Raw genomic sequence first — 20296 nt, 5'->3', positions numbered from 1 at the left:
GATGCCGTGCTCGCTGAAACCGATCCCACCCTGTTCGGCCTGATCAACGCCGAGGCCGACCGCCAGTCCCGCAAGCTGCGCATGATCGCGTCCGAGAACGACGTGTCGGCCGCCGTGCTCGAAGCAACAGGCTCGGTGCTGACGAACAAGTACTCCGAGGGCTACCCCGGCAAGCGGTACTACGAAGGCCAGCAGTTCATCGACCAGGTCGAGCAGCTGGCGATCGACCGGGCGAAAGCGCTGTTCGGCGTCGACCACGCCAACGTCCAGCCGCTGTCCGGCGCACCGGCGAACCTCGCCGTCTACCTCGCCTTCCTCTCGCCCGGTGACACCGTGATGGGCATGTCGCTCCCGATGGGCGGCCACCTGACCCACGGCTGGAACGTGTCCGCCACGGGCAAGTGGTTCCACGCGGTCCAGTACGACGTCCGCAAGGACACCGGTGTGGTCGACATGGACGAGGTCCGCTCACTGGCCCTCGCCGAACGCCCGAAGGTGATCTTCTGCGGCGGCACGGCGATCCCGCGCACGATCGACTTCCCCGCTTTCGCGACCATCGCGCAGGAGATCGGCGCCGTCCTGGTCGCCGACATCGCGCACATCGCCGGCCTGGTCGCGGGCGGCGCGCACCCGTCACCCGTCGGGCACGCGCCGGTGATCACCACGACCACCCACAAGACGTTGCGCGGCCCGCGCGGCGCCATGATCCTCACCGATGCCGAACACGCGAAGGCGATCGACCGCGCGGTCTTCCCCGGTCTGCAGGGCGGTCCGCACAACCACACGACGGCGGCGATCGCCGTGGCACTGCACGAGGCCGCACAGCCCGAGTTCCGCACGTATGCGCACGCGATCGTGGCGAACGCACGGGCGTTGGCGGATGCGTTGCTGGAGCGGGGTTTCGACCTCGTGTCGGGCGGCACGGACAACCACCTGATCCTGATCGACCTGACGTCGAAGCACCTCGGCGGCAAGCCGGCGGCTCGGGCGCTGGACCGGGCCGGGATAGAGCTGAACTACAACGCGGTCCCGTTCGACACCCGCAAGCCGTTCGACCCGTCCGGCATCCGCCTCGGCACGCCCGGTGTCACCACGCGGGGCCTCAAGCCGGAGCAGATGCCGTTGATCGCGAACTGGATGGACCGCGCGATCACCGCCCACGACGACGAGCAGGCGCTGGACCGGATCGCCGCCGAGGTCGAGGAACTACTCGGCACCCTCTGAGGAGCGCTGAGCTTCGAGCACGAGATGGGCGTCGGAGATCACGCCATTCGGATCTGGCCCGGCGAGCGCGGCTTCCTCAAGGGCGGCAAGCGGTTCCGGGCCACACAGCCACGTGGCCAGGCTTCCCTCAGCGGTCTCCTGGACGAGCACCGCCAACGCGCGTGGCGTGGCGAGGAAGTACTCCTGCAGAACCGCCTGCTCCCGCCGGTCGCCCTTCGCATGAGCCTCGGTCGCCATGCGCAACCAGAAGAAGTCCGCGTCGAGATCATCCGCCGCGATCAGGTCCAGCACCCGCGGGAGCAGGTAGCGACGGAAGGTCTCGTCGCCGATCGTCCCGCAACGCAGCCAGTACTTCTCGACCTGATCAGCGGTCAGCTCGCGCAACGGCACGGTGGTGAACGGCGCGATGTCCGCCGGATCCACGCAGTGGTCGCAGTAGTCGACCACCCTCGGACGAGGTGCGGCGAACACCTCGTAAAGACGCTCGATCACTTGCGGGGCTTGGGTTTCCACACGACGAGCGCCGTCTCCTGCCGGATCGGGACCAGGTCCCGCCGGTAGGAGGCGTGCACCGCGGCGGCCGTGGAATCGGCCGCTGCCAACGCCTGCGCCAGTTCCTGGGTCAGCTCGGCGACTCGCGCGTGCAGAGCATCGACCTGGTTCTCCAGCTCGATGATCCGCTTGATGCCGGCGAGGTTCACGCCCTCGTCCTGCGAGAGCCGCTGGACCTCACGCAGCAGCACGATATCGCGCATCGAATAGCGGCGACCGCCACCCGACGTGCGGCCCGGCGACACCAGACCCAGCCGGTCGTAGGACCGCAGTGTCTGGGCGTGCAGACCCGAGAGCTGGGCCGCCACCGAGATCACGAAGAACGGCGTGTCCTCGTCGGTCCCAGGAGGGAACGGAAAACCCACCAGAACTCACCGCCCTTCAAGCAGCGCGTTCAACTCGCCACGCGGATCGTGGTCACCAGTGGTGGCCGCGTAGGCCTCGAGTGCCTTGCGAGCCTCGGAAGACAGGTTGTTCGGCACCGCGACCTCCAGGGTGATGAGGAGATCGCCGGCGGAACCGTCCCGCTTGGTGATCCCCTTGCCCCGAGCCCGCAGGACCCGCCCGGAGGCGGTGCCGGCGGGCACCTTCAAGGTCACCTTGCCGTCCAGCGTCGGCACGGTCAACGTCGTCCCGAGAGCCAGCTCGGAGAACGTCATCGGCGCCGTCAGCGTCAGGTCGTTGCCCTGCCGCCCGAACACGCTGTGCGGGTTGACGTGCACGCGCACGAACAGGTCGCCGGACGGACCGCCGTTGCGACCGGGTTCCCCTTGCCCGGCAAGGCGAATCCGCTGCCCGTCGTCGACCCCGGACGGGATCCGGACGGTCAGCGTCCGCGTGCGGGTGCTGACGCCGTCACCACCGCACTCGGGGCACGGGTCCTCGATGATCCGCCCGGTACCGCGGCAGTCGCGGCACGGCTCGCTGAACGCGAAAGCGCCCTGCGAACGCGTCACCAAACCAGAGCCGGAACAGGTCGCACAGGCGTGCGGCGTGGTGCCCGGCTTGGCGCCGGAACCACCACACGTCGTGCAGGCGGCGGGAGACGAGAGGCGCAACGGAACGGTCGCCCCGCGCACCGCCTCGGTGAAGTCGATGCGGACGTCGGTCTCGACGTCCTCGCCACGACGCGGGCGCGTGGCGGAACCCGCCGTACCGCCGCCGCGGCGGTTGAACAGGCCACCGAGCAGGTCGCCGAGGCCACCACCGCCGGTGCCCTGGGCGGCGCGGCCGAACAGGTCGTTGACGTCGAAGCCCCCGGAGCCGAAACCACCGGCGCCGGGGAAGCCGCCACCCGCGAACAGGCGGCGGGCCTCGTCGTACTGCTTGCGCTTGGCCGGGTCCGACAGCACGCCGTAGGCCTCGGAGACCGACTTGAAGCGGGCCTCCGCCTTGGCGTCGCCGGGGTTCGCGTCGGGGTGCAGCTCGCGGGCGAGCTTGCGGTACGACTTCTTGATCTCATCCGCCGACGCGTCGGAGGAGACGCCCAGCTCGCGGTAGAAGTCCTTTTCGATCCAGTCCCTAGCACTCACCGGACGTCTCCTCCTTCCCCGGAATCAGCTTTCCTCGGCCGGTGCGGCAGGCTCGTGGTCGGTCACCGCGACGAGCGCGGGCCGGACGAGCTTGTCGCCGAACTTGTAACCGCGGCGCAGGACGGCGGTGACCGTCGGGCCCTCGACGTCCGGAGACGTGTTGTGCTGCACGGCCTCGTGCACTGACGGGTCGAACGCCTCGCCGTCGTGCGCGAACGGCTCCAGACCCGTCTTCTGCAGCGTGGACACGAGCTTGTCCGCCACGGCCTTGAAGGCACCGGTCAGGTCGCCGTGCGCGGCGGCCCGCTCGATGTCGTCCAGCAGGGGCAGCAGCTCGGCCGCCACGGCCGCCTTCGCGTTGTTGATCACTGCCTCGCGGTCGCGTTCCACCCGCTTGCGGTAGTTCGCGTAGTCGGCAGAGAGCCGCTGCAGGTCGGCGGTGCGCTCGTCGAGCTGGACCTTCAGCTCGGCGGCCACCTCGTCCACGACCTCGGCGACCAGAGGTTCGGCCGGAGCAGCGCCTTCCTCGGCGGCGTGCGCCGGCGCGCGGACCTCACCCGACTCGGGGTCGATCCGGCGCCGGTCGTTCACGACCACCTGAGGCTGAGGCTGCTCCTCGTCAGGGGCGGCGTGCCTCGGCTCGGTCACTTCTTCTCGTCCTCGTCCACGATCTCGGCGTCGACGACGTCGTCCTGACCGGCCTTGGCTCCGGCGCCCGCGGCACCAGGCGCGTCCGCACCAGGAGCCTCGGCACCGGCGGCACCCGGCGCGTTCGCGTAGATCGCCTGGCCGATGGCCTGGGACTCGGTCGCGAGCTTCTCGACCGCCGTCTTGATGGCGTTGATGTCGGTGCCCTTCAGCGCCTCGTTCGCCTCGGCGATCGCGGCGGTGACCTTCTCCTTGACCTCGGCCGGGAGCTTGTCGTCGTTCTCCTTGACGACCTTCTCCGTCTGGTAGACGAGGGTCTCGGCCTGGTTGCGGATCTCGACCTCTTCGCGGCGGCGCTTGTCCTCCTCCGCGTGGGCCTCGGCGTCCTTGACCATGCGGTCGATGTCGTCCTTCGGCAGCGCGGAGCCACCGGTGATCGTCATCGACTGCTCCTTGCCGGTGCCCAGGTCCTTCGCCGACACGTGGACGATGCCGTTCGCGTCGATGTCGAAGGTGACCTCGATCTGCGGCACGCCGCGCGGGGCCGGGGGCAGGCCGGTCAGCTCGAACATGCCGAGCTTCTTGTTGTGCGAGGCGATCTCGCGCTCGCCCTGGAAGACCTGGATCTGCACGGACGGCTGGTTGTCGTCGGCCGTCGTGAAGGTCTCGGAGCGCTTCGTCGGGATCGTGGTGTTGCGCTCGATCAGCTTGGTCATGACGCCGCCCTTGGTCTCGATGCCGAGGGACAGCGGGGTGACGTCGAGCAGCAGGACGTCCTTGACCTCACCCTTGAGGACACCGGCCTGCAGGGCGGCGCCGACGGCGACGACCTCGTCCGGGTTCACGCCCTTGTTGGGCTCGCGGCCGCCGGTCAGCTCCTTCACGAGCTCCGCGACGGCGGGCATGCGGGTCGAGCCACCGACGAGCACGACGTGGTCGATGTCGCCGACGGAGATGCTGGCGTCCTTGATCACGTTGTTGAACGGCGCGCGGGTGCGCTCGAGCAGGTCGTTCGTGATGCGCTGGAACTCGGCACGCGACAGCGTCTCGTCGAGGAACAGCGGGTTCTTGTCGGAGTCGACCGTGATGTAGGGCAGGTTGATGGAGGCCTGCGCCGAGCTGGACAGCTCGATCTTGGCCTTCTCCGCAGCCTCGCGAATGCGCTGCAGGGCCATCTTGTCCTTGGTCAGGTCGATGCCGTTCGCGGACTTGAAGCGCTCGACCAGCCAGTCGACGATGCGCTGGTCCCAGTCGTCGCCACCGAGGTGGTTGTCACCGGAGGTCGCGCGGACCTCGACCACACCGTCGCCGAGCTCGAGCAGCGAGACGTCGAACGTGCCGCCACCGAGGTCGAAGACCAGGATGGTCTGCTCCTTCTCGCCTTTGTCGAGGCCGTAGGCCAGCGCGGCGGAAGTGGGCTCGTTGACGATGCGGAGCACGTTGAGGCCCGCGATCTGGCCGGCCTCCTTGGTGGCCTGGCGCTGCGCGTCCTCGAAGTAGGCGGGGACGGTGATGACCGCGTCGGTGATCTCTTCGCCCAGGTACGCCTCGGCGTCGCGCTTGAGCTTCATGAGCACGCGCGCGCTGATCTCCTGCGAGGTGTACTGCTTGCCGTCGATCTCGTCGGTCTTCCACGTGGTGCCGACGTGGCGCTTGACCGAGCGGATGGTGCGGTCGACGTTGGTGACGGCCTGGTTCTTCGCGGGCTGACCCACGAGGACCTCGCCGTTCTTCGCGAACGCGACGATGGACGGGGTCGTCCTCGAGCCCTCCGAGTTGGCGATGACCGTCGGCTCACCACCTTCGAGGACTGCGACGACCGAGTTGGTCGTCCCCAAGTCGATGCCGACTGCACGCGCCATTGGAGTTCCTTCCGCTAGTACTTGTTGAGCGTTGCTGGCTCAAGTTTGCCATCCGCTCAAGATTGAGCCTACCCGACTCAAGCTTTCTGACTGACCCAACGGACGTGCAGGTCTGGTTGTTCCCCCAGAACGCGACGAGGGCCACCCCTTGTGGAGTGGCCCTCGACACATTCCCCCTGGATGGCGCCTCAGACGCCCAGCACCTTCACGTCGCCCGACCTCGTGGTCAGCTTGAGCTCGTTCAGCGCGTTCGGGTCCGTCCGGACGTCGATCCTGCGCTCGCCGCTCGACGTGTCGCCGCCGACCTTGTACGAGTCGTTCCCCGGCACCCGCACGGTCACGTCGCCGGACCTGGTGTCGATGCGGGCGGTCCTGGCCGACAGGAACGTCAGGTCGATGTTGCCGGAGTCGGCGTCCGCGGTCACGTCGGCGTCCATCGCCGTGCCCCTGATGTCTCCGGAGTGCGTGTTGACCAGCACCTTGCCCTTGAGCTGATCCAGCCACAGGTTGCCGGAGCCCACGTTGGCGGTGACGGTGCCCTTCACGGCGGTGGCGCGGAAGTCGCCGGAGCCGGTGCGGATCTTGACGTCGCCCGCGATGTCGCGAACCGTGACGTTGCCGGAGCCGACCTGGTAGTCGACGGACGCAAGCCCCTCGATCACCGCGTTGCCCGAGCCGACCTCCTCGCCCCGCACCAAGATGGCCGGATCGGGCACCGCGACCTCGTAGTCGATCGAGCAGTTGCGGCCGCAGTCCTCCAGCACCAGGGCGTTGCCCTCGATGCGGTGCGAGACGTTCGCCGGCTTGTTGTCCTTCGCGTGCTGGATCTTGCGGTGGATCTTGGTCTCGGTCAGCCCCTGCTGGTACCTGATCGAGACGTCCCCGGAGCCGGTGCGCACCCGCACCGACGTGAACTTGTCCGCGACCACCTGGTCGTCGGCGAACTCGTATTTGACGATGCGGATGCCACAGGCCGTGAGCACCGCCCCCACCAGCAACGCCACCAGCGCCGTCCTCATCATGAGCACAAAACTAGAGGTGGCGAGACTCACCTACACGACGGTCAGCCCCCTAAGGCGGGGTGGGGTTGTCCCTACCGTTGCTCAGACCAGGTCTTCGAGGACCGCGCGCAACGCCGGTGCGGTGCGGGCCGGGTCGTTCAGGAACCGCGTGGAGGCCAGCACATGAGCAGGTGCGATCCGCTCCCACAGCAGGCCGTCGACCGGCAGTTCGGCGATGTGCAGCTCCACGCTCTGCGCCCACCTGCCGATCCGGGACTCGATGCCGCGCAGCACGTCGCCGATCGGCAGCGCCACCGGACTCTGCACCCGGTGCAGCTGCTCGATGCCCGCCTTGAGCGCCAGCACGGCGGCACGGCTGGCGGGCCGGGTGAGCAACGCCTCGGCGTCTTCCGGCGTGGCCGGCTCGGCGCCTCGCCTGCACGCTTCCAGCGCGTCGGTCCACCAGCCGGGCCACTCGAGGGTGACTGCCGCGCGGTCGATGCCCACCGGCACCCGCACCGGCAGCGACGGTTCCAAAAGCGGCACGTGCGGCTCGACGTCCACCGACAACGCGAGGGAGTCGCGCACGTAGAGCGCGGCGAGCAGCCCGAGGCTCACCCCGTGGCTGATACCGGACACCTCTCGCGCGAACTTCATGACTTCATTGTTCCCGTGTCGGCGGGGTGGAATCGTCGCGACCGCGGATCAAGAAGGACACAATTGGCTCCAGCTCGTCCTCGTTCGGCGCAACATCGGCGATCAGGCCCTGGAGCAGCAGCCCGTCGATCGCCGCGAGGAACGCGCGGAACGCGATCGGGTCCGCCGGGCGCACCGTCTCCACCGCCAGGTCGAGCCACCGGCGCGCGGCTGCCCTCAGCTCAGGTCGGCGACCGGCCAGCAGGTACAGCTCGTACTCGGCGAGCGTGCGACCGCGGTTCTCGTCGACCGCTCGGGCGAGGGACACGGCGATCTCACGCGCGGTGCCACCACTCGCGACGATCTTCAGCATGTCGTCGCACAGCTCTTCGGCGACCCACATCAGCGTGGCGATCAAGAGGTCGTCGAGCGTCGCGAAGTAGTAGGTCGGCGCTGTCGTCGGCACGCCGGCTTCCCGCGCCACGCTGCGATGGGTCACGCCCGCGACACCGTCGCGTTCGATCACCCGCAGGGTGGCCTCGACGATCGCGCGGCGCTTCTTCTCGCCGCGTGCTTTCCGTCCGTCTACTGCTACCGCGGTCAGTGCGTCCTCCCGAGCTCGAGCGTCACCACGCCTCCGATGATCAACGCCAACCCGATGACCATCGTGGGGTTGAGGGTCTCGCCGAGGAACTTCCAGCCGATGATCGCGACTGCCGCGACGCCGACAGCCGACCATACGGCGTAAGCGACACCCACGGGCATACCCAACTTCAACGCGCGCGAAAGCGCCGTGAAGGCGATGGCATATCCGACGACGACCACGGCCGACGGCCACGGTCTGCTGAACCCGTCGGACAGTTTCAATGAGACGGTGGCGGCGATCTCTCCCACGATCGCCACAGCGAGATACAGGTACAACACGGCGACCTCCAGGTGTCCAGCGGAACTACTTGAACAAGTGTTCCACAAGTTTTCCGCTGGAGTCCGGCTTCTTTACCGGTACGTGAGGAGACACCGGCCACGTCCAAGTGGTTACTGGTGAGTAACGTGGCCTAGACTCCCGCCATGACCCTCCAGCTGGTTCTCGGACTCGTCGCCGTGGCGGTGAGCGTCGTCGCCTGGGGCGTGTTCGTCGCCGCCGTGTGGAAGATGATCAAAATCATCCGGCTCGGCCAGCCGGACGGGACGCGGACGGGCCCGTTCTGGCCGCGGCTGAAGACGTTGATCGTCGAGTTCGTGGCGCACACGAGGATGGCCAAGTTCCGCTCTGTCGCCCCGTGGCACTGGATGGTGATGTGGGGCTTCCTCATCGGCTCCGCGGTGCTGTTCGAGGCCTACGGCGAGGTGTTCGACCCGCACTTCCACTGGCCGATCATCGGCACGTGGTCGATCTGGCTGCTGCTGATCGAACTGCTGGGCCTCGGCACCGTCGTCGGCGGTGTGGCGCTCGCGGTGATCCGCCAGCGCAACCACCCGCGCCGCGCCGACCGGGTCTCCCGCTTCCAGGGCTCGGACTTCAAGGCCGCGTACTTCGTCGAGGCCGTCGTGATCATCGAGGGCATCGGCATCCTGATGGTCAAGGCGTTCAAGCAGTCGAGCGGCCTCGAGGTGGCCCCGCTGTGGACGTCGTTCGTGACGCAGCCGCTGGCTTCGGTGCTGCCGTCCGCCCCGATCTGGGTGTCCGTGATGGCGCTGATCAAGCTGCTCAGCGGCATGATCTGGCTGATCGTGGTCGGCCGGAACCTGACGATGGGTGTCGCCTGGCACCGGTTCTCGGCGTTCTTCAACATCTACTTCAAGCGCGAGGACGACGGTGGCGTCGCTCTGGGCGCGCTGAAGCCGATGATGTCCGGCGGCAAGGTCCTTGACCTCGAAGAGGCCGACCCGGACAAGGACGTGTTCGGCGTCGGCAAGGTCGAGGACTTCACCTGGAAGGGCGTGCTCGACTTCTCCACCTGCACCGAGTGCGGCCGCTGCCAGTCGCAGTGCCCGGCGTGGAACACCGGCAAGCCGTTGTCCCCCAAGCTGGTCATCACGCAGCTGCGCGACCACATGTACGCCAAGGCGCCGTACCTGCTCGCCGGTGGCTCGCGGGACATGGCGGGCGACGAGGTCGGTCTCACCGAGGACAAGTACGAGGACTACAAGAAGCGCCTCGAGTCGATCGACGTGCTGGCGATGGCCGAGTCCGAGCGCCCACTGGTCGGCGGCCCCGACGAGCTGGGCGTCATCGACCCCGAGGTGCTGTGGTCGTGCACGACCTGCGGTGCCTGCGTCGAGCAGTGCCCCGTCGACATCGAGCACGTCGACCACATCGTCGACATGCGCCGCTACCAGGTGCTGATCGAGTCGAACTTCCCGAGCGAGCTCGGCGGCATGTTCAAGAACCTGGAGAACAAGGGCAATCCGTGGGGCCAGAACTCCAAGGACCGCCTGGCGTGGACCGAGGGCCTCGACTTCGAGGTGCCGGTGTTCGAGGGCGAGCTGGGCGACGCCGAGTACCTGTTCTGGGTCGGGTGCGCCGGTGCGTACGAGGACCGCGCGAAGAAGACCACGCGCGCCGTCGCCGAACTGCTGCACACCGCTGGGGTCAAGTACACGGTCCTGGGGCCGGAGGAGACCTGCACCGGTGACCCGGCTCGCCGCGCCGGCAACGAGTTCCTCTTCCAGATGCTCGCGCAGCAGAACGTCGAGGTGCTCAACTCGGTCTTCGAGGACCGCCCCGCCGGTCAGCGCAAGATCGTCGTCACGTGTGCGCACTGCTTCAACACGCTGGCGAACGAGTACCCGCAGGTGGGCGGCACCTACGAGGTCGTGCACCACACGCAGCTGCTGAACAAGCTGGTGCGCGAGCGTCGCCTGGTGCCGGTCGCGCCGGTCACCGAGGACGTCACGTACCACGACCCGTGCTACCTCGGCCGCCACAACAAGGTCTACGAGGCGCCGCGTGAGCTCATCGGGGCGTCGGGCGCGAAGCTGCGCGAGATGCCGCGCCACGAAGAGCGCTCCATGTGCTGCGGTGCCGGTGGCGCTCGCATGTGGATGGAGGAGCGGATCGGCAAGCGCATCAACGTCGACCGCGTGGACGAGGCCCTCTCGACCGCGCCGTCGAAGATCGCGACCGGCTGCCCGTTCTGCCGCGTGATGCTGACCGACGGCGTGACCGCTCGTCAGTCCGACGGCCTGGCCGGTGCGCACGTCGAGGTCGTGGACGTCGCGCAGATGCTGCTGGAGTCCGTGAAGCGCGGAAAGCCGGCGCCTACCGCGGAAGACGCGAACGTCTGAGCCGAGCAACGAAAAACGGCCCCGGTCCACTGTGGACCGGGGCCATTTTTTGTGGTCAGAAAGCCCAGACCTTGACCTTCTTGACGTTGTTCTCCTGGTCGACGTCCGGAGCGCCGGAGGTCTCGGCGGTCACGACGATCTCGCCGCGCCTGATCGGCTTGTCGACCCGTGCCTTCACCGTGTAGGTCACGGACTCGCCGATGTAGGTGTCCTTCTGGTAGGCACTCGACAGGCTGATGCGCTGTCCGTCGACGTACCAGACGGGTGCGTTGGCGGACAACGGGGTCAGCCCCTCCGGCAGCGTGGCGTAACCGTGCAGCGGCGTGGGCATGTTGCCCTTGTTCCGGTAGGTGATCTCGACGTCGACCTCGTCACCGACCTTCATGACGCGGGGCGCCTCCACGCGGCCGACCGCGGTGTCGAACCGCCCCTTCACGAAACCCGCGTCGTACGGGCCGGCCTGGCCGCCCGGCGCGAGGGTGAACTTCTCGGTCTCGAGCGTGTTCTCGTCGAAGTCCGAGTCACCGCCGCTCTTGGTGAACGTCGTCGACCAATCCCGGCTGAACATGGTCACCACGTAGGTGCCCGCCGGGATGTCCTCGAACCGGTAGTTGCCGTTCGCGTCGGTGGTCGCCGCCCGGTACAGCCCCGGAATCAGGAAGGTGTAACCGGCCTTCGGCGCCTCGCCCTGCTGCCGGATGCCGTCACCGTTGTCGTCGAACCACGCCGACCCGGTGATGACACCGCCGGGCTCGTCGGCCATCGCCGGTCCGACGACGACGACCGACGCGGCCAGCGCGAGCCCGAGTGCGGAAAGTCTTGTCACAGCACGCATTTCAAATCCCCCAGGATGAAAAGTGAACTTTCACCTGGAGAGACGTGCCTCGCGCACCGGGGTTGCCTCAGTCGTTGTCGGTGATCTTGTCGTAGATCACGTTCAGCACCCAGCTGGTCAGCGCGACGATGATCGCGCCCCAGAACGCGGGCCAGAACCCGTCGACGCGGAACGGCACGTCCAGCTGCTCGGCGATCCACCCGGTGAACATGAACAGCAGCGCGTTCACGACGAGCCCGATGAGACCGAGGGTGAGCAGGTAGAACAGGCAGCCGAAGAACTTCACCAGCGGCTTCACCACGGCGTTGACCAGGCCGAAGATCACCGCGACGCCGATCAGCGTGAGGATTCTCGCGCCGGTGGTGCCCTCGCCCAGGTCGATGCCGGGAAGCGCGGTCGAGACCCAGACCGCCACGGCGGTCAGCAGCACATGCACCAAGATGCCCATGCCGCAGCCTAACCGTGGCGGTCCTCAGTGGTCAGGAACGGCGGCGGCGCGCCATCAGGAACGCACCCGCGCCACCGGCGAGCAGCACGCCGCCCAGCGCGACGAAACCGAGCACAGAGGCACCCGTCGAGGCGAGACCCGAGTTGTTGCCCGCCTTCGCCACGGCCGGGGCCGAGGTGGTCGGCGCCGGCGTCTCCGTCGCAGGCGTGGTCGGCTCGGTCGTGGCGCCCTTCTCGACGACCTTGACCGGCTTGATGGCCACGTTGTTCTTGAACGGGTCCTTGCCGAACACGCTGGGCCGCACGATGACGTGCAGGTTCTCGATCTTGGTGGTGGTGAACCTGATCCTGAGCTTGACGTCGATGCTCTGACCGGCCGCGATCGGGTCCTTCGCCTCGAACTCGAAGCCGGTGTGGTTGTACGCCACCACGTTGTCGCTGTGGGACAGCGTCTCGGCGTCGTAGCTCGCCAGCACGAACGACGGCTTCTCGGCGACCTCGCCCTTGTTGCTGATCTTGATGACGACGTCGGCCTCCTCACCGAGGACGTAGGCGTCCTTGGCAGGAGACAGGACCGGCAGGTCGGTCGCGAAGTCGCCCTTGATCGGCACGTTGCGGACGTCGACGGTCTTGAAGTTGGCGAACTTCTCGAGCTTGAAAGTCAGCGTGCGGGTCGTCCGATCCACCTCGGACTCGTTGACCAGCCGGTACTTCTTGTCCGCGTGGTCAGCCGCGACGTAGGTGAAGTCGCCCGCGCGGAGGTCGTCGACCTCGAACTTGCCCTCGTCGTTCGGCATCGGCAACGGCTTGCCGTTGAGCGTGCCGGGGTTGAGGAGCTCCTCGTCGGCCTGTCGGACGCGGTCCTCGTTCTTGTCCAGGAACGACAAGCCGTAGAAGCGCATGCCGAAGAACCGCACGTCGACGACACCGCCGGTGGTCGTGCGCTCCCGCGGGCTCACCGGCGAGTGGAAGTCCCTCATGGCGGCTTCCAGCTCCACGCGGTAGCTGCCGGCGGGGAGGTTCTCCACGCGGTACCGGCCGTTGGCGTCGGTGGCGAACTGGGCGACGGTCTCACCGGAGTCCGCCTTGACGATCGTGCCGGGCTCGTTCGCCAGCACGGCCTCACCGGGTTCGTGCGCCCTGGAGCCGTTGCGGTCGAGGTAGAGCAGACCCTCGATCGAGATCTTCTCGTCCTGCGCGAAGGCGGGAGCACCCGCCGCGGTCAGCACGAGGGCGGCCGTCGTCGCGACGGCGAAGACGTTCTTCACTTGTCCCCCAAGGACTTTGGTTGTCAGGAACGGCGGCGGCGCGCGACGAGGAACGCGCTCGCACCAGCCGTGAGCAGCAGGGCACCGAGGGCCAGGAAACCGAGCACCGGTGCACCCGTCGTCGCGAGGCCGGAGTTGTTGCCCGCCTTCACCACGGCCGGTGGAGTCGTGGTGGTGGTCGGTGCGGTCGTCTCGGTCGGCGACGTGGTCGGCGCGCTGGCGCCCTTCTCCACGACCTTGATCGTCTTCTTCGACTGCGTGCCCTGGTTCTTGCGGTCGACGTCCTTGAAGGGGCCGACGAACGGGCGCGCCCAGGGCCAGATCTCGGCGAGGTCGGTGCCGGTGATCTCGACCTTCAGATCGACCGTGACCGACTCACCGGGCAGCACCGCCGCGACCGTCTCGAAGTCGTCCTTCGAACCGGCGACGTTGTCGCTGAGCGAGACGAGCTTGACGCTGCCGAAGTTGAACATGATCACCGACAGCTTGCCGGGGACGTCACCCTTGTTGGCCAGCTTGAACTTGACGTCGATCTGCTCGCCGACCGTGTAGGTGTCCTTGGCCGGGGCGATAGTGACGTCCTCGACGGCGGCGTCGGCCTTGGGCTCGAAGTACATCGCGTCGAGCGGAGCAGGACCCTCGAGCTCGCCGATCGTGAACTCGAGCGTGCCGGTGACCCAGTCGATCGGGTTGGTGCCCAGCGGCTTGACCAGCGCGAGACCGCGCTGCGAGTAGTCGGCCGCGACGAACTTGTACTTGCCGAACGGCAGGTCCTCGACGCTGAACTGACCGTCCTCACGGGACACCGGGATGGGCTTGCCGTTGAGCGTTCCCGGCGAGAGCAGCTCCTCGTCGGCCTGGCGGACACCGTCGCGGTTCTTGTCGAGGAACGAGCGGCCCGCGATGCCGCGACCCTGCAGGCCGAAGTCGACGGTCCCGCCCTCCGTCACCACGTTGCGCTGGGTGGTGGGCGTGTACCGCTCACCGGAAACGCTCACGCGGTACTTGCCGGCCGGCAGGTCCCTGGCGACGTACATGCCCTTGTCGTCGGTCGTGTACTCACCGACGAGTTCACCACCGTCGAACTTGGTGATCTTCACGGCCTTCTCGCCGGCGAGACCCGGCTCGTCGCCGACCTTGCCGTCACCGTTGCGGTCGAGCCAGACCAGGCCGCCGATGAAGATCTTGTCCTCCTGCGCGGCGGCGGGTGCGCCGGTCGCGGCCAGGACTAAGGCAGCCGTCATCGTGACGGCGAAGACGTTCTTCACTGATCCCCCAGCGTTCGAGTGCTCCACTTAGGACATCGGAACACCAGGGGCTCAGCGTTGCGTGATCCCGGTCACTCGGACAGCGGATAGCCACCCATGTCGCACCCCTCCCTCTCGTGCCACAGATAGCACGATATCGGATAGTACGAGTTCGTAGCAATTATTCCTTGGTGTCGAGCGCGAGCCTCGTGCGACGGTGCGCGGGTCCCAACTCGCCCCCGAGCACCTCCATGACCTGCCGCAGCAGATCCCGCAGGCTCTCGAGATCAGCGCCGGGCAACGAGGTGAAGAGCTCCTTCTCTCGTTCCGCCTGACCGGCGACGATCCGCAGGAAGATCTCGCGGCCGGCGTCGGTGAGGGTCGCGGGCAACGACCGGCGGTCGCTCGGGTCGAGCTCGCGGACCACGAGGCCGGCCTTCTCCAGCCGATCGAGGCGACTCGTGATCGTCGTGGCGGGGCTCAGCGTGCCGTTCGCGAGCTGCTTGGGCGTCAGCCGGTGCGGCGGCCCGATCCAGAAGAGTCTGGCGAGGATCTCGTAGTCGGCGCGGTTGAGCCCGTGCGGCGCGGCGATCTCCGTGGCGAGGAAGTCGAGGTACTTGCTGATCTGGTGCACCCGGTCGACCACGCCTTCGACCACAGGATCGATCGCCGGAACCATGGCCCTCCACGACTCGACCTCGGCATCGGTGTCGTCCGCACCACGCTTGCCCATCTCACGATGGTAGTTGTGCCGAAACGCAGAACCGCCCGCGTCTCTCCCGGACGCGGGCGGTTCTGTCTTACCCCCTGGTGATCAGCGTCCCCCCGGAGCAGATCCCAGCCTTAAGACACCACAGGGCAGCTGGATGTTGCCCTGCAGGCCGAATGTCACTCGAATGCAGTAACGATCAGGCGCGGCGGCGGCCACGAGCCGCGTAAAACACCAGGCCACCGAGGGCCAGGCCACCCAGGCCGACCGCGCCCGCGGCGACGGGGTCCACACCGGTCTCGGCCAGCGAGGTCGTCTTGGCCACGGGAGTCACCGCCTGCTCCGCCTGGTCCACCTGCTGCACCTGGTCCACCTGCTGCGCCTGCTTCGGGGCGGCACCCTGCGGCGCCTCGCCGCCGGCAATCTCGTCCTTCGACTTGACGCGCACACCGAAGTTGACCGTGTACCCGTTGTCGTCCTCGACGACGACCTTCACCGAGGCCGGCGTGGTGTTGACGATGTACGGGTGGGTGTAGCTGATCTCCCACTCGCCGGCCGGGACGCGCTTGACGAACCAGTTGCCGTTGTTGTCGGACAAGAACGGAGAGCTCTGGCCCTCCAAGTCCTTGACCATGACTTCGGCGTTCACCATTCCGGGCTCGTCGTCCTGCCGCACACCGTCGCCGTTGAGGTCCCTGAACACGGCTCCGCCGATGTAGCTCGTCGGGCGGTCCTCGTCCTGCGCCAGTGCGGTACCAGTGAGCGCGAGCGGCAGGGCGACCAGTGAGGTCGCGATGACGACGGCTTCCGCGCGGATCTTGCTGTTCATTTCTCTTCCCCCAGGATTTTCGCGCAGCACAAATAGGGCCGCACATTCATCAGTGGATTTCCCGGTAGCTCCCCAGCAGCCGGTCACTATAGAAGTCGTTTGAGGGGTACTGCCGGTTGCAGCCCGAGACCGAACCGTGATTTTCGCCGGTCAACGCCGGGTGCGCACACGCCTGGAGCCCTAAGCTGATCACCCATGAGCGAGAAGCCGTCGGGCTCGGGTGAAAGCACTCTCACGGTCGTATTGGCCCTGCTGGTCAATCTGGCGATTGCGGTCATGAAGGCCATTGCGGGCGTTTTGACCGGTTCGGCGGCAATCCTCTCCGAAGCCGCGCACTCGGTGGCCGACACGTTCACCGAAGCCCTGCTGCTGACCGCCCTGCGCCGCTCGGACCGCCCAGCCGACCGCCGCCACCCGTTCGGCTACGGCAAGGAGCGCTACTTCTGGTCCCTGCTGGCGGCCGTCTCGATCTTCGCCTCGGGCGCGATGTTCGCGTTCTACGAGGGCTTCCGCACGGTCTTCGGCTCTCCCGAAGAGCAAACCCGGCCGTGGGTGGGCTACCTGGTGCTCGGCCTGGCGTTCGCACTGGAGACCGTGTCCTGGACGCAGGCGTTCCGGCAGGTCCGCTCCGAGGCCGCCGCACACGGCCGTGGCTTCTGGGACTTCCTGCGCATGTCGGACGACCCGACCGTGAAGACGGTCTTCCTCGAGGACTCCGCCGCGCTGATCGGCCTGGTCCTGGCGTTCTCCGGCCTGGGCCTGCACCAGCTGACCGGCTCGTCCCTGTGGGACGGCCTGGCATCGTTGGCGATCGGAGTCCTGCTGGCTCTGGTGGCCTACGTGCTGGCGCGCACCAACCGCGGCCTCCTGATCGGCAGGCAGGCAGACCCGGTCATGGTGAAGGCGATCTGGGCCCGGCTGGCCGAGGTGCCCGAGGTCGACGCCGTCGTGGACGTGCTGACGATGCTGATCGGCACCGACCGCGTGCTGCTGTGCGCCCGGCTGGACTTCGACGACGCGTTGACGGCCTTCCAGCTGGAGAACGCGTGCGTGCGCATCTCCGCCGAGCTGCGCGCGTCGTTCCCGGACCTGGACGAGATCTTCCTGGAGCCGGTGCCCCGGACCGATCCCGACCTGCGCCGCCGAGTGCTGGAGCGCTACGGCTTCTAGCGCCGGGTGTCCGTGCGGTGGAAGTTCAGGTAGGCCTTGCTGGGCGTCGGCCCGCGCTGCCCCTGGTACCGGCTGCCGGCCTGCGACGAGCCGTACGGGTGCTCCGCCGGGCTCGACAGCTTGAACAGGCAGAGCTGCCCGATCTTCATGCCGGGGTGCAACGTGATCGGCAGGTTCGCGACGTTGGACAGCTCGAGCGTGATGTGGCCGGAAAAGCCGGGGTCGATGAAGCCGGCCGTGGAGTGCGTGAGCAGCCCGAGCCGACCGAGGCTGGACTTGCCTTCGAGGCGCCCGGCCAGATCGTCCGGCAGCGTGACCATCTCGTACGTCGACCCGAGCACGAACTCGCCGGGGTGCAGCACGAACGGCTCGTCCTCCTGCGCCTCGATCAGGCTCGTGAGGTCGTCCTGCTGGATCGACGGGTCGATGTGCGTGTACCGGGTGTTGTTGAAGACCCGGAAGAACCGGTCCAGACGCACGTCGATGCTCGACGGCTGAACCATCTCGACGTCGAACGGGTCGAGGAGGAGACGGCCCGACTCGACCTCTTTGCGCAGATCCTGGTCACTCAGCAGCACTCGGACAGGCTAGCTCAGGCTTGTGTATGATCGGCGACGCACTGCTCCTGCGGGTGTAGTTCATTGGTAGAACGACAGCTTCCCAAGCTGTAGAGGCGGGTTCGATTCCCGTCACCCGCTCAAAACCGGAACCGGGGTGTGTCTGCGGAAGCGCAGACACACCCCGGTTTCGGCGTTTCGGGAGCTCTCTGATGCCCTGCCACAGCAGCGGCCTGCAACCGGGCAACCTTTCTGCCCGGCCCCGCGTGACTCTCGCGAGGGAGGACGCATGGAAGAGAACGTGACGTTTTTCAGGCGAGGTGCACGCTGGCTCGTCACAGTCATCATGGTGACGGGCGTGGTGATGGTGCCCTGGCGGCTCGTCGTCAACTTCGGCGATTCGACGTTGGTGGTCATGGCCGGAGCCGCCTACATCCTGGGCACGTTCGCCGCCATCTGGCAGATATGGCGCGTGTGCGTGACGCTCACGCCCGAGAAGGTCATCGTGCGCAACCCAGGGCGCGACTACCACATCACCTGGGACCGGATCGCCGACATCGAGCGTGAAAACGTCCTGGGCATGCAGCGCGTCAACCTTGTGCTGACCGACGGCTCCAGCGTGCCGTGTGCGGCCTTCCGCGGCGGGTCGCTGAGCGGCACGCCGCTGGGTGAGGAATTCGTCGACGCGGTTCGGCAGCGGATCGGGTCCGGACAGCGGTAAGCCAGTCGACCACCGCAACGGCTTCCCAAGCTTGTGCAATTGCGTCGACTGCCGACTCCGCAGCGGAGCAGCCCAGCGCGCGGCATGACATGACAAGGCTCAGCGAACCTGAGTGCCAGCAGCGGTGATGAACGCCTTGATCCTCTCCTCACACAGATCCTCGTGTTCCACCAGCTCAGCACGATCAGCCGAGGCTCGTATGGCGGTGATCGGTCCGAATGCGGCTGCCGCAAGTGCCACAAGATCAGCATCCTCGGCCAGGAGCTGCACCCTGAACCGGGCATGAGCGGCGGCGGCCCCCAAACGATCCGACTCTGCGAAAGCCGCAAGAAGTTCCGGATCTGCGGGGTCGTCCTTGCGAAGTCGAACGAACCAGAGGCTGATGACTCCGCGCCGAAGTTCGGTGATCGCCCCGGCGAACGCGCTGTAGGCCTGTATCCGCTCCTGGCGCAGCCGCTCATCGCGGGCGAATCTTTCGGCCCGCTCTGCGTGAGAACGCTGGAACACGAAGGTGATGGTCGACCCGAGGAGAGTGCCTGCCACAGCGATCACGCTGGCTAGCCAAGCTGTCACGCCTACATGGTGTCCGTCGGACGGAGCCCTCGGCTACCGATCTGGGCGGGTTCGATTCCCGTCACCCGCTCCACTCGAAAGCCCTCCACGCGGGGGCTTTCGTCGTTTCCGAGTCAGGCAGACCGGCCGCGGGCTAACTTCGGCACATGGGGACCACGTTCCGCCGCCCGTCGGCCCGCCTAACCGCAGTGATCATCTTCGTGATCGCGTACCCGTTGGTGTCGTGGCGGATCACCCAGAACGTGGACGCGCCCTTCGACTCCATTCTCATCGGGTTGTTCGCCGCGTTGGTGGTGGCAGGGCTCTGGCAGACCTGGCGCCTGGCGGTGACGCTGCGGCCGGACGGGGTGCTCGTCCGCAACTCGTGGCGCGACCACTACCTGCCGTGGGCCGACATCAGGGGCATCGACCTCGAGTCGAGCCGCATCCAGCGAGTGTCGTTCCTGATGAGCGACGGCAGGGTCGTGCCGTGTGACGCGATGCGCGGGTGGGCCTTCGGCGACGAGCCACACTCACGGGCGCTGGTTCAGGCGGTCACCGAACGGCTCGCGGCGCAGGAACGGCGCGCCGACTAGGTTTTGTCATGCACGTGTCCCAACGCGATCTGTTGCGCTGGCAGCACGATGTGCCACAACGGCGCGGCCTGGGACAGGGGCTGGCCGACCCCCCAGCAGGAACCCACGTGGGGTGGCGAGGGTTCGAGCCCGAGTTCAGTCGACCGGTAGACCCCACGGCCGGCGGTCCAGCTCAACCCAGCCCCCACCCCGAGCCAGAGCCGCCCGCACCCCAGCCACATGCTGAGCAAACGACGCAAGATCACCGTGCAACAGCTCAGCCCGCTCCACATCCAACGGATGAGTGTCGTCATGCCAAAGATCAACCGGGAACGACGCCACGAAGACCATCGACTGCAGCAGCTGCAGAAGCGCCACAGAAGGCCGTGAGGACTCGGCGAGGTAATCGACCCGGATCTCCTCGCACACCGCCAGCAACGAGCGGACCTGGCGGATGGCATCGGCAGGGGTGCCGTCCCACGACGGATCCGGCCACACGCGGTCGCTCAGCTCCAGCCAGAGCCGCCAACCCGTGGCCAGTTCCGCGTCGTCTCCAGGAAACCAGGCACCCATGACCTCCACTGTGCATGCGTCGGCACGCATAGGTCTCGTGACGATGACGCACGCCACGGCAACCAACGAG

General features: G+C 67.4%; 23 protein-coding genes and 1 tRNA gene. 6 read left to right on the top strand and 18 right to left on the bottom strand.

Features of this window, described 5'->3' with window-relative positions:
* The first annotated feature begins 6 nt into the window (after positions 1-6).
* On the top strand, positions 7-1224 hold the full coding sequence (glyA, locus tag ACIA8G_RS23460; protein ID WP_396420785.1) for a serine hydroxymethyltransferase: 1218 nt from the start codon (positions 7-9) through the stop codon (positions 1222-1224).
* Here glyA and ACIA8G_RS23455 read toward each other — a convergent pair.
* The 9 genes from ACIA8G_RS23455 to ACIA8G_RS23415 form a co-directional block, all read right to left on the bottom strand.
* A complete protein-coding gene (locus ACIA8G_RS23455; RefSeq protein WP_396420784.1) occupies positions 1207-1716 on the bottom strand; it encodes a hypothetical protein in 510 nt (169 codons plus the stop codon). The genes glyA and ACIA8G_RS23455 overlap by 18 nt on opposite strands.
* A complete protein-coding gene (locus ACIA8G_RS23450; protein ID WP_396420783.1) occupies positions 1713-2141 on the bottom strand; it encodes a heat shock protein transcriptional repressor HspR in 429 nt (142 codons plus the stop codon). Before ACIA8G_RS23450 ends, ACIA8G_RS23455 begins: the two co-directional genes overlap by 4 nt.
* Before the next feature lie 6 nt (positions 2142-2147).
* Positions 2148-3308: a molecular chaperone DnaJ gene (gene dnaJ, locus ACIA8G_RS23445; RefSeq protein ID WP_396420782.1), complete on the bottom strand. Its 1161-nt coding sequence runs from the start codon at positions 3306-3308 to the stop codon at positions 2148-2150.
* A 24-nt stretch (positions 3309-3332) separates the two neighbouring features.
* Positions 3333-3956: a nucleotide exchange factor GrpE gene (gene grpE, locus ACIA8G_RS23440; RefSeq protein ID WP_396420781.1), complete on the bottom strand. Its 624-nt coding sequence runs from the start codon at positions 3954-3956 to the stop codon at positions 3333-3335.
* The gene (gene dnaK, locus ACIA8G_RS23435) at positions 3953-5818 is read right to left on the bottom strand and encodes a molecular chaperone DnaK (protein ID WP_396420780.1); all 1866 of its coding nucleotides are present in this window, start codon (positions 5816-5818) and stop codon (positions 3953-3955) included. Before dnaK ends, grpE begins: the two co-directional genes overlap by 4 nt.
* A gap of 188 nt (positions 5819-6006) precedes the next feature.
* Positions 6007-6840: a DUF4097 family beta strand repeat-containing protein gene (locus ACIA8G_RS23430; protein WP_396420779.1), complete on the bottom strand. Its 834-nt coding sequence runs from the start codon at positions 6838-6840 to the stop codon at positions 6007-6009.
* An 81-nt stretch (positions 6841-6921) separates the two neighbouring features.
* Positions 6922-7476 carry a hypothetical protein gene (locus tag ACIA8G_RS23425; protein ID WP_396420778.1) on the bottom strand — a complete coding sequence of 185 codons (555 nt, stop codon included), beginning with the start codon at positions 7474-7476 and terminating at the stop codon, positions 6922-6924.
* Between the two features lie 4 nt (positions 7477-7480).
* Positions 7481-8059, bottom strand: coding sequence for a TetR/AcrR family transcriptional regulator (locus ACIA8G_RS23420; protein ID WP_396421260.1), 579 nt, complete (start codon positions 8057-8059; stop codon positions 7481-7483).
* Entirely contained in the window at positions 8056-8379 is a 324-nt protein-coding gene (locus ACIA8G_RS23415) for a DMT family transporter (protein WP_396420777.1), read from the bottom strand. Before ACIA8G_RS23415 ends, ACIA8G_RS23420 begins: the two co-directional genes overlap by 4 nt.
* Before the next feature lie 144 nt (positions 8380-8523).
* Here ACIA8G_RS23415 and ACIA8G_RS23410 point away from each other — a divergent pair, with 144 nt between their 5' ends.
* Positions 8524-10743, top strand: a complete 2220-nt coding sequence (locus ACIA8G_RS23410; protein WP_396420776.1) for a (Fe-S)-binding protein — start codon at positions 8524-8526, stop codon at positions 10741-10743.
* 55 nt (positions 10744-10798) lie between these two features.
* Here ACIA8G_RS23410 and ACIA8G_RS23405 read toward each other — a convergent pair whose 3' ends face one another.
* The 6 genes from ACIA8G_RS23405 to ACIA8G_RS23380 form a co-directional block, all read right to left on the bottom strand.
* Complete coding sequence (locus tag ACIA8G_RS23405) at positions 10799-11569, bottom strand: SdrD B-like domain-containing protein (RefSeq protein ID WP_396420774.1); 771 nt, start codon at positions 11567-11569, stop codon at positions 10799-10801.
* A 76-nt stretch (positions 11570-11645) separates the two neighbouring features.
* A complete protein-coding gene (locus tag ACIA8G_RS23400) occupies positions 11646-12026 on the bottom strand; it encodes a phage holin family protein (RefSeq protein WP_396420773.1) in 381 nt (126 codons plus the stop codon).
* 31 nt (positions 12027-12057) lie between these two features.
* Positions 12058-13293, bottom strand: a complete 1236-nt coding sequence (locus tag ACIA8G_RS23395) for an LPXTG cell wall anchor domain-containing protein (RefSeq protein ID WP_396420772.1) — start codon at positions 13291-13293, stop codon at positions 12058-12060.
* Between the two features lie 23 nt (positions 13294-13316).
* Entirely contained in the window at positions 13317-14561 is a 1245-nt protein-coding gene (locus ACIA8G_RS23390) for an SdrD B-like domain-containing protein (RefSeq protein WP_396420771.1), read from the bottom strand.
* A gap of 160 nt (positions 14562-14721) precedes the next feature.
* Positions 14722-15273: a MarR family winged helix-turn-helix transcriptional regulator gene (locus ACIA8G_RS23385; protein WP_396420770.1), complete on the bottom strand. Its 552-nt coding sequence runs from the start codon at positions 15271-15273 to the stop codon at positions 14722-14724.
* Positions 15274-15448: 175 nt separating this feature from the next.
* The gene (locus ACIA8G_RS23380; protein ID WP_396420769.1) at positions 15449-16078 is read right to left on the bottom strand and encodes an SdrD B-like domain-containing protein; all 630 of its coding nucleotides are present in this window, start codon (positions 16076-16078) and stop codon (positions 15449-15451) included.
* A 195-nt stretch (positions 16079-16273) separates the two neighbouring features.
* Between ACIA8G_RS23380 and ACIA8G_RS23375 the strand changes: the two genes are divergently transcribed.
* Entirely contained in the window at positions 16274-17248 is a 975-nt protein-coding gene (locus ACIA8G_RS23375) for a cation diffusion facilitator family transporter (RefSeq protein ID WP_396420768.1), read from the top strand.
* On the opposite strand, the gene dcd is transcribed toward ACIA8G_RS23375, so the two are convergent.
* On the bottom strand, positions 17245-17826 hold the full coding sequence (gene dcd, locus ACIA8G_RS23370; protein ID WP_396420767.1) for a dCTP deaminase: 582 nt from the start codon (positions 17824-17826) through the stop codon (positions 17245-17247). The two genes, ACIA8G_RS23375 and dcd, sit on opposite strands and share 4 nt — an antisense overlap.
* Positions 17827-17875: 49 nt before the next feature.
* On the opposite strand from dcd, the gene ACIA8G_RS23365 reads away from it, so the two are divergent.
* Positions 17876-17946 (top strand) — tRNA-Gly (locus tag ACIA8G_RS23365).
* 148 nt (positions 17947-18094) lie between these two features.
* Entirely contained in the window at positions 18095-18526 is a 432-nt protein-coding gene (locus ACIA8G_RS23360; RefSeq protein WP_396420765.1) for a PH domain-containing protein, read from the top strand.
* 99 nt (positions 18527-18625) lie between these two features.
* Here ACIA8G_RS23360 and ACIA8G_RS23355 read toward each other — a convergent pair whose 3' ends face one another.
* Complete coding sequence (locus tag ACIA8G_RS23355; RefSeq protein WP_396420763.1) at positions 18626-19069, bottom strand: hypothetical protein; 444 nt, start codon at positions 19067-19069, stop codon at positions 18626-18628.
* Positions 19070-19245: 176 nt separating this feature from the next.
* Here ACIA8G_RS23355 and ACIA8G_RS23350 point away from each other — a divergent pair, with 176 nt between their 5' ends.
* Positions 19246-19674, top strand: coding sequence for a PH domain-containing protein (locus ACIA8G_RS23350; RefSeq protein ID WP_396420762.1), 429 nt, complete (start codon positions 19246-19248; stop codon positions 19672-19674).
* 135 nt (positions 19675-19809) lie between these two features.
* Here ACIA8G_RS23350 and ACIA8G_RS23345 read toward each other — a convergent pair whose 3' ends face one another.
* A complete protein-coding gene (locus ACIA8G_RS23345; protein ID WP_396420761.1) occupies positions 19810-20226 on the bottom strand; it encodes a hypothetical protein in 417 nt (138 codons plus the stop codon).
* Positions 20227-20296 lie beyond the last annotated feature (70 nt).

The sequence above is a fragment of the Lentzea sp. NPDC051213 genome, assembly GCF_044455585.1.
Lineage (GTDB): Bacteria > Actinomycetota > Actinomycetes > Mycobacteriales > Pseudonocardiaceae > Lentzea.
The sequence above is the reverse complement of the archived record's forward strand: the minus strand, read 5'-3'. Positions and strand labels throughout refer to the sequence as shown.

Coding starts and splice junctions, on each gene's coding strand:
- dnaK (WP_396420780.1), bottom strand. CDS start 5,818: ATGGCGCGTGCAGTCGGCATCGACTTGGGGACGACCAACTCGGTCGTC.
- ACIA8G_RS23430 (WP_396420779.1), bottom strand. CDS start 6,840: ATGATGAGGACGGCGCTGGTGGCGTTGCTGGTGGGGGCGGTGCTCACG.
- ACIA8G_RS23425 (WP_396420778.1), bottom strand. CDS start 7,476: ATGAAGTTCGCGCGAGAGGTGTCCGGTATCAGCCACGGGGTGAGCCTC.
- ACIA8G_RS23410 (WP_396420776.1), top strand. CDS start 8,524: ATGACCCTCCAGCTGGTTCTCGGACTCGTCGCCGTGGCGGTGAGCGTC.
- ACIA8G_RS23400 (WP_396420773.1), bottom strand. CDS start 12,026: ATGGGCATCTTGGTGCATGTGCTGCTGACCGCCGTGGCGGTCTGGGTC.
- ACIA8G_RS23385 (WP_396420770.1), bottom strand. CDS start 15,273: ATGGGCAAGCGTGGTGCGGACGACACCGATGCCGAGGTCGAGTCGTGG.
- ACIA8G_RS23380 (WP_396420769.1), bottom strand. CDS start 16,078: ATGAACAGCAAGATCCGCGCGGAAGCCGTCGTCATCGCGACCTCACTG.
- ACIA8G_RS23375 (WP_396420768.1), top strand. CDS start 16,274: ATGAGCGAGAAGCCGTCGGGCTCGGGTGAAAGCACTCTCACGGTCGTA.
- ACIA8G_RS23360 (WP_396420765.1), top strand. CDS start 18,095: ATGGAAGAGAACGTGACGTTTTTCAGGCGAGGTGCACGCTGGCTCGTC.
- ACIA8G_RS23350 (WP_396420762.1), top strand. CDS start 19,246: ATGGGGACCACGTTCCGCCGCCCGTCGGCCCGCCTAACCGCAGTGATC.
- ACIA8G_RS23345 (WP_396420761.1), bottom strand. CDS start 20,226: ATGGGTGCCTGGTTTCCTGGAGACGACGCGGAACTGGCCACGGGTTGG.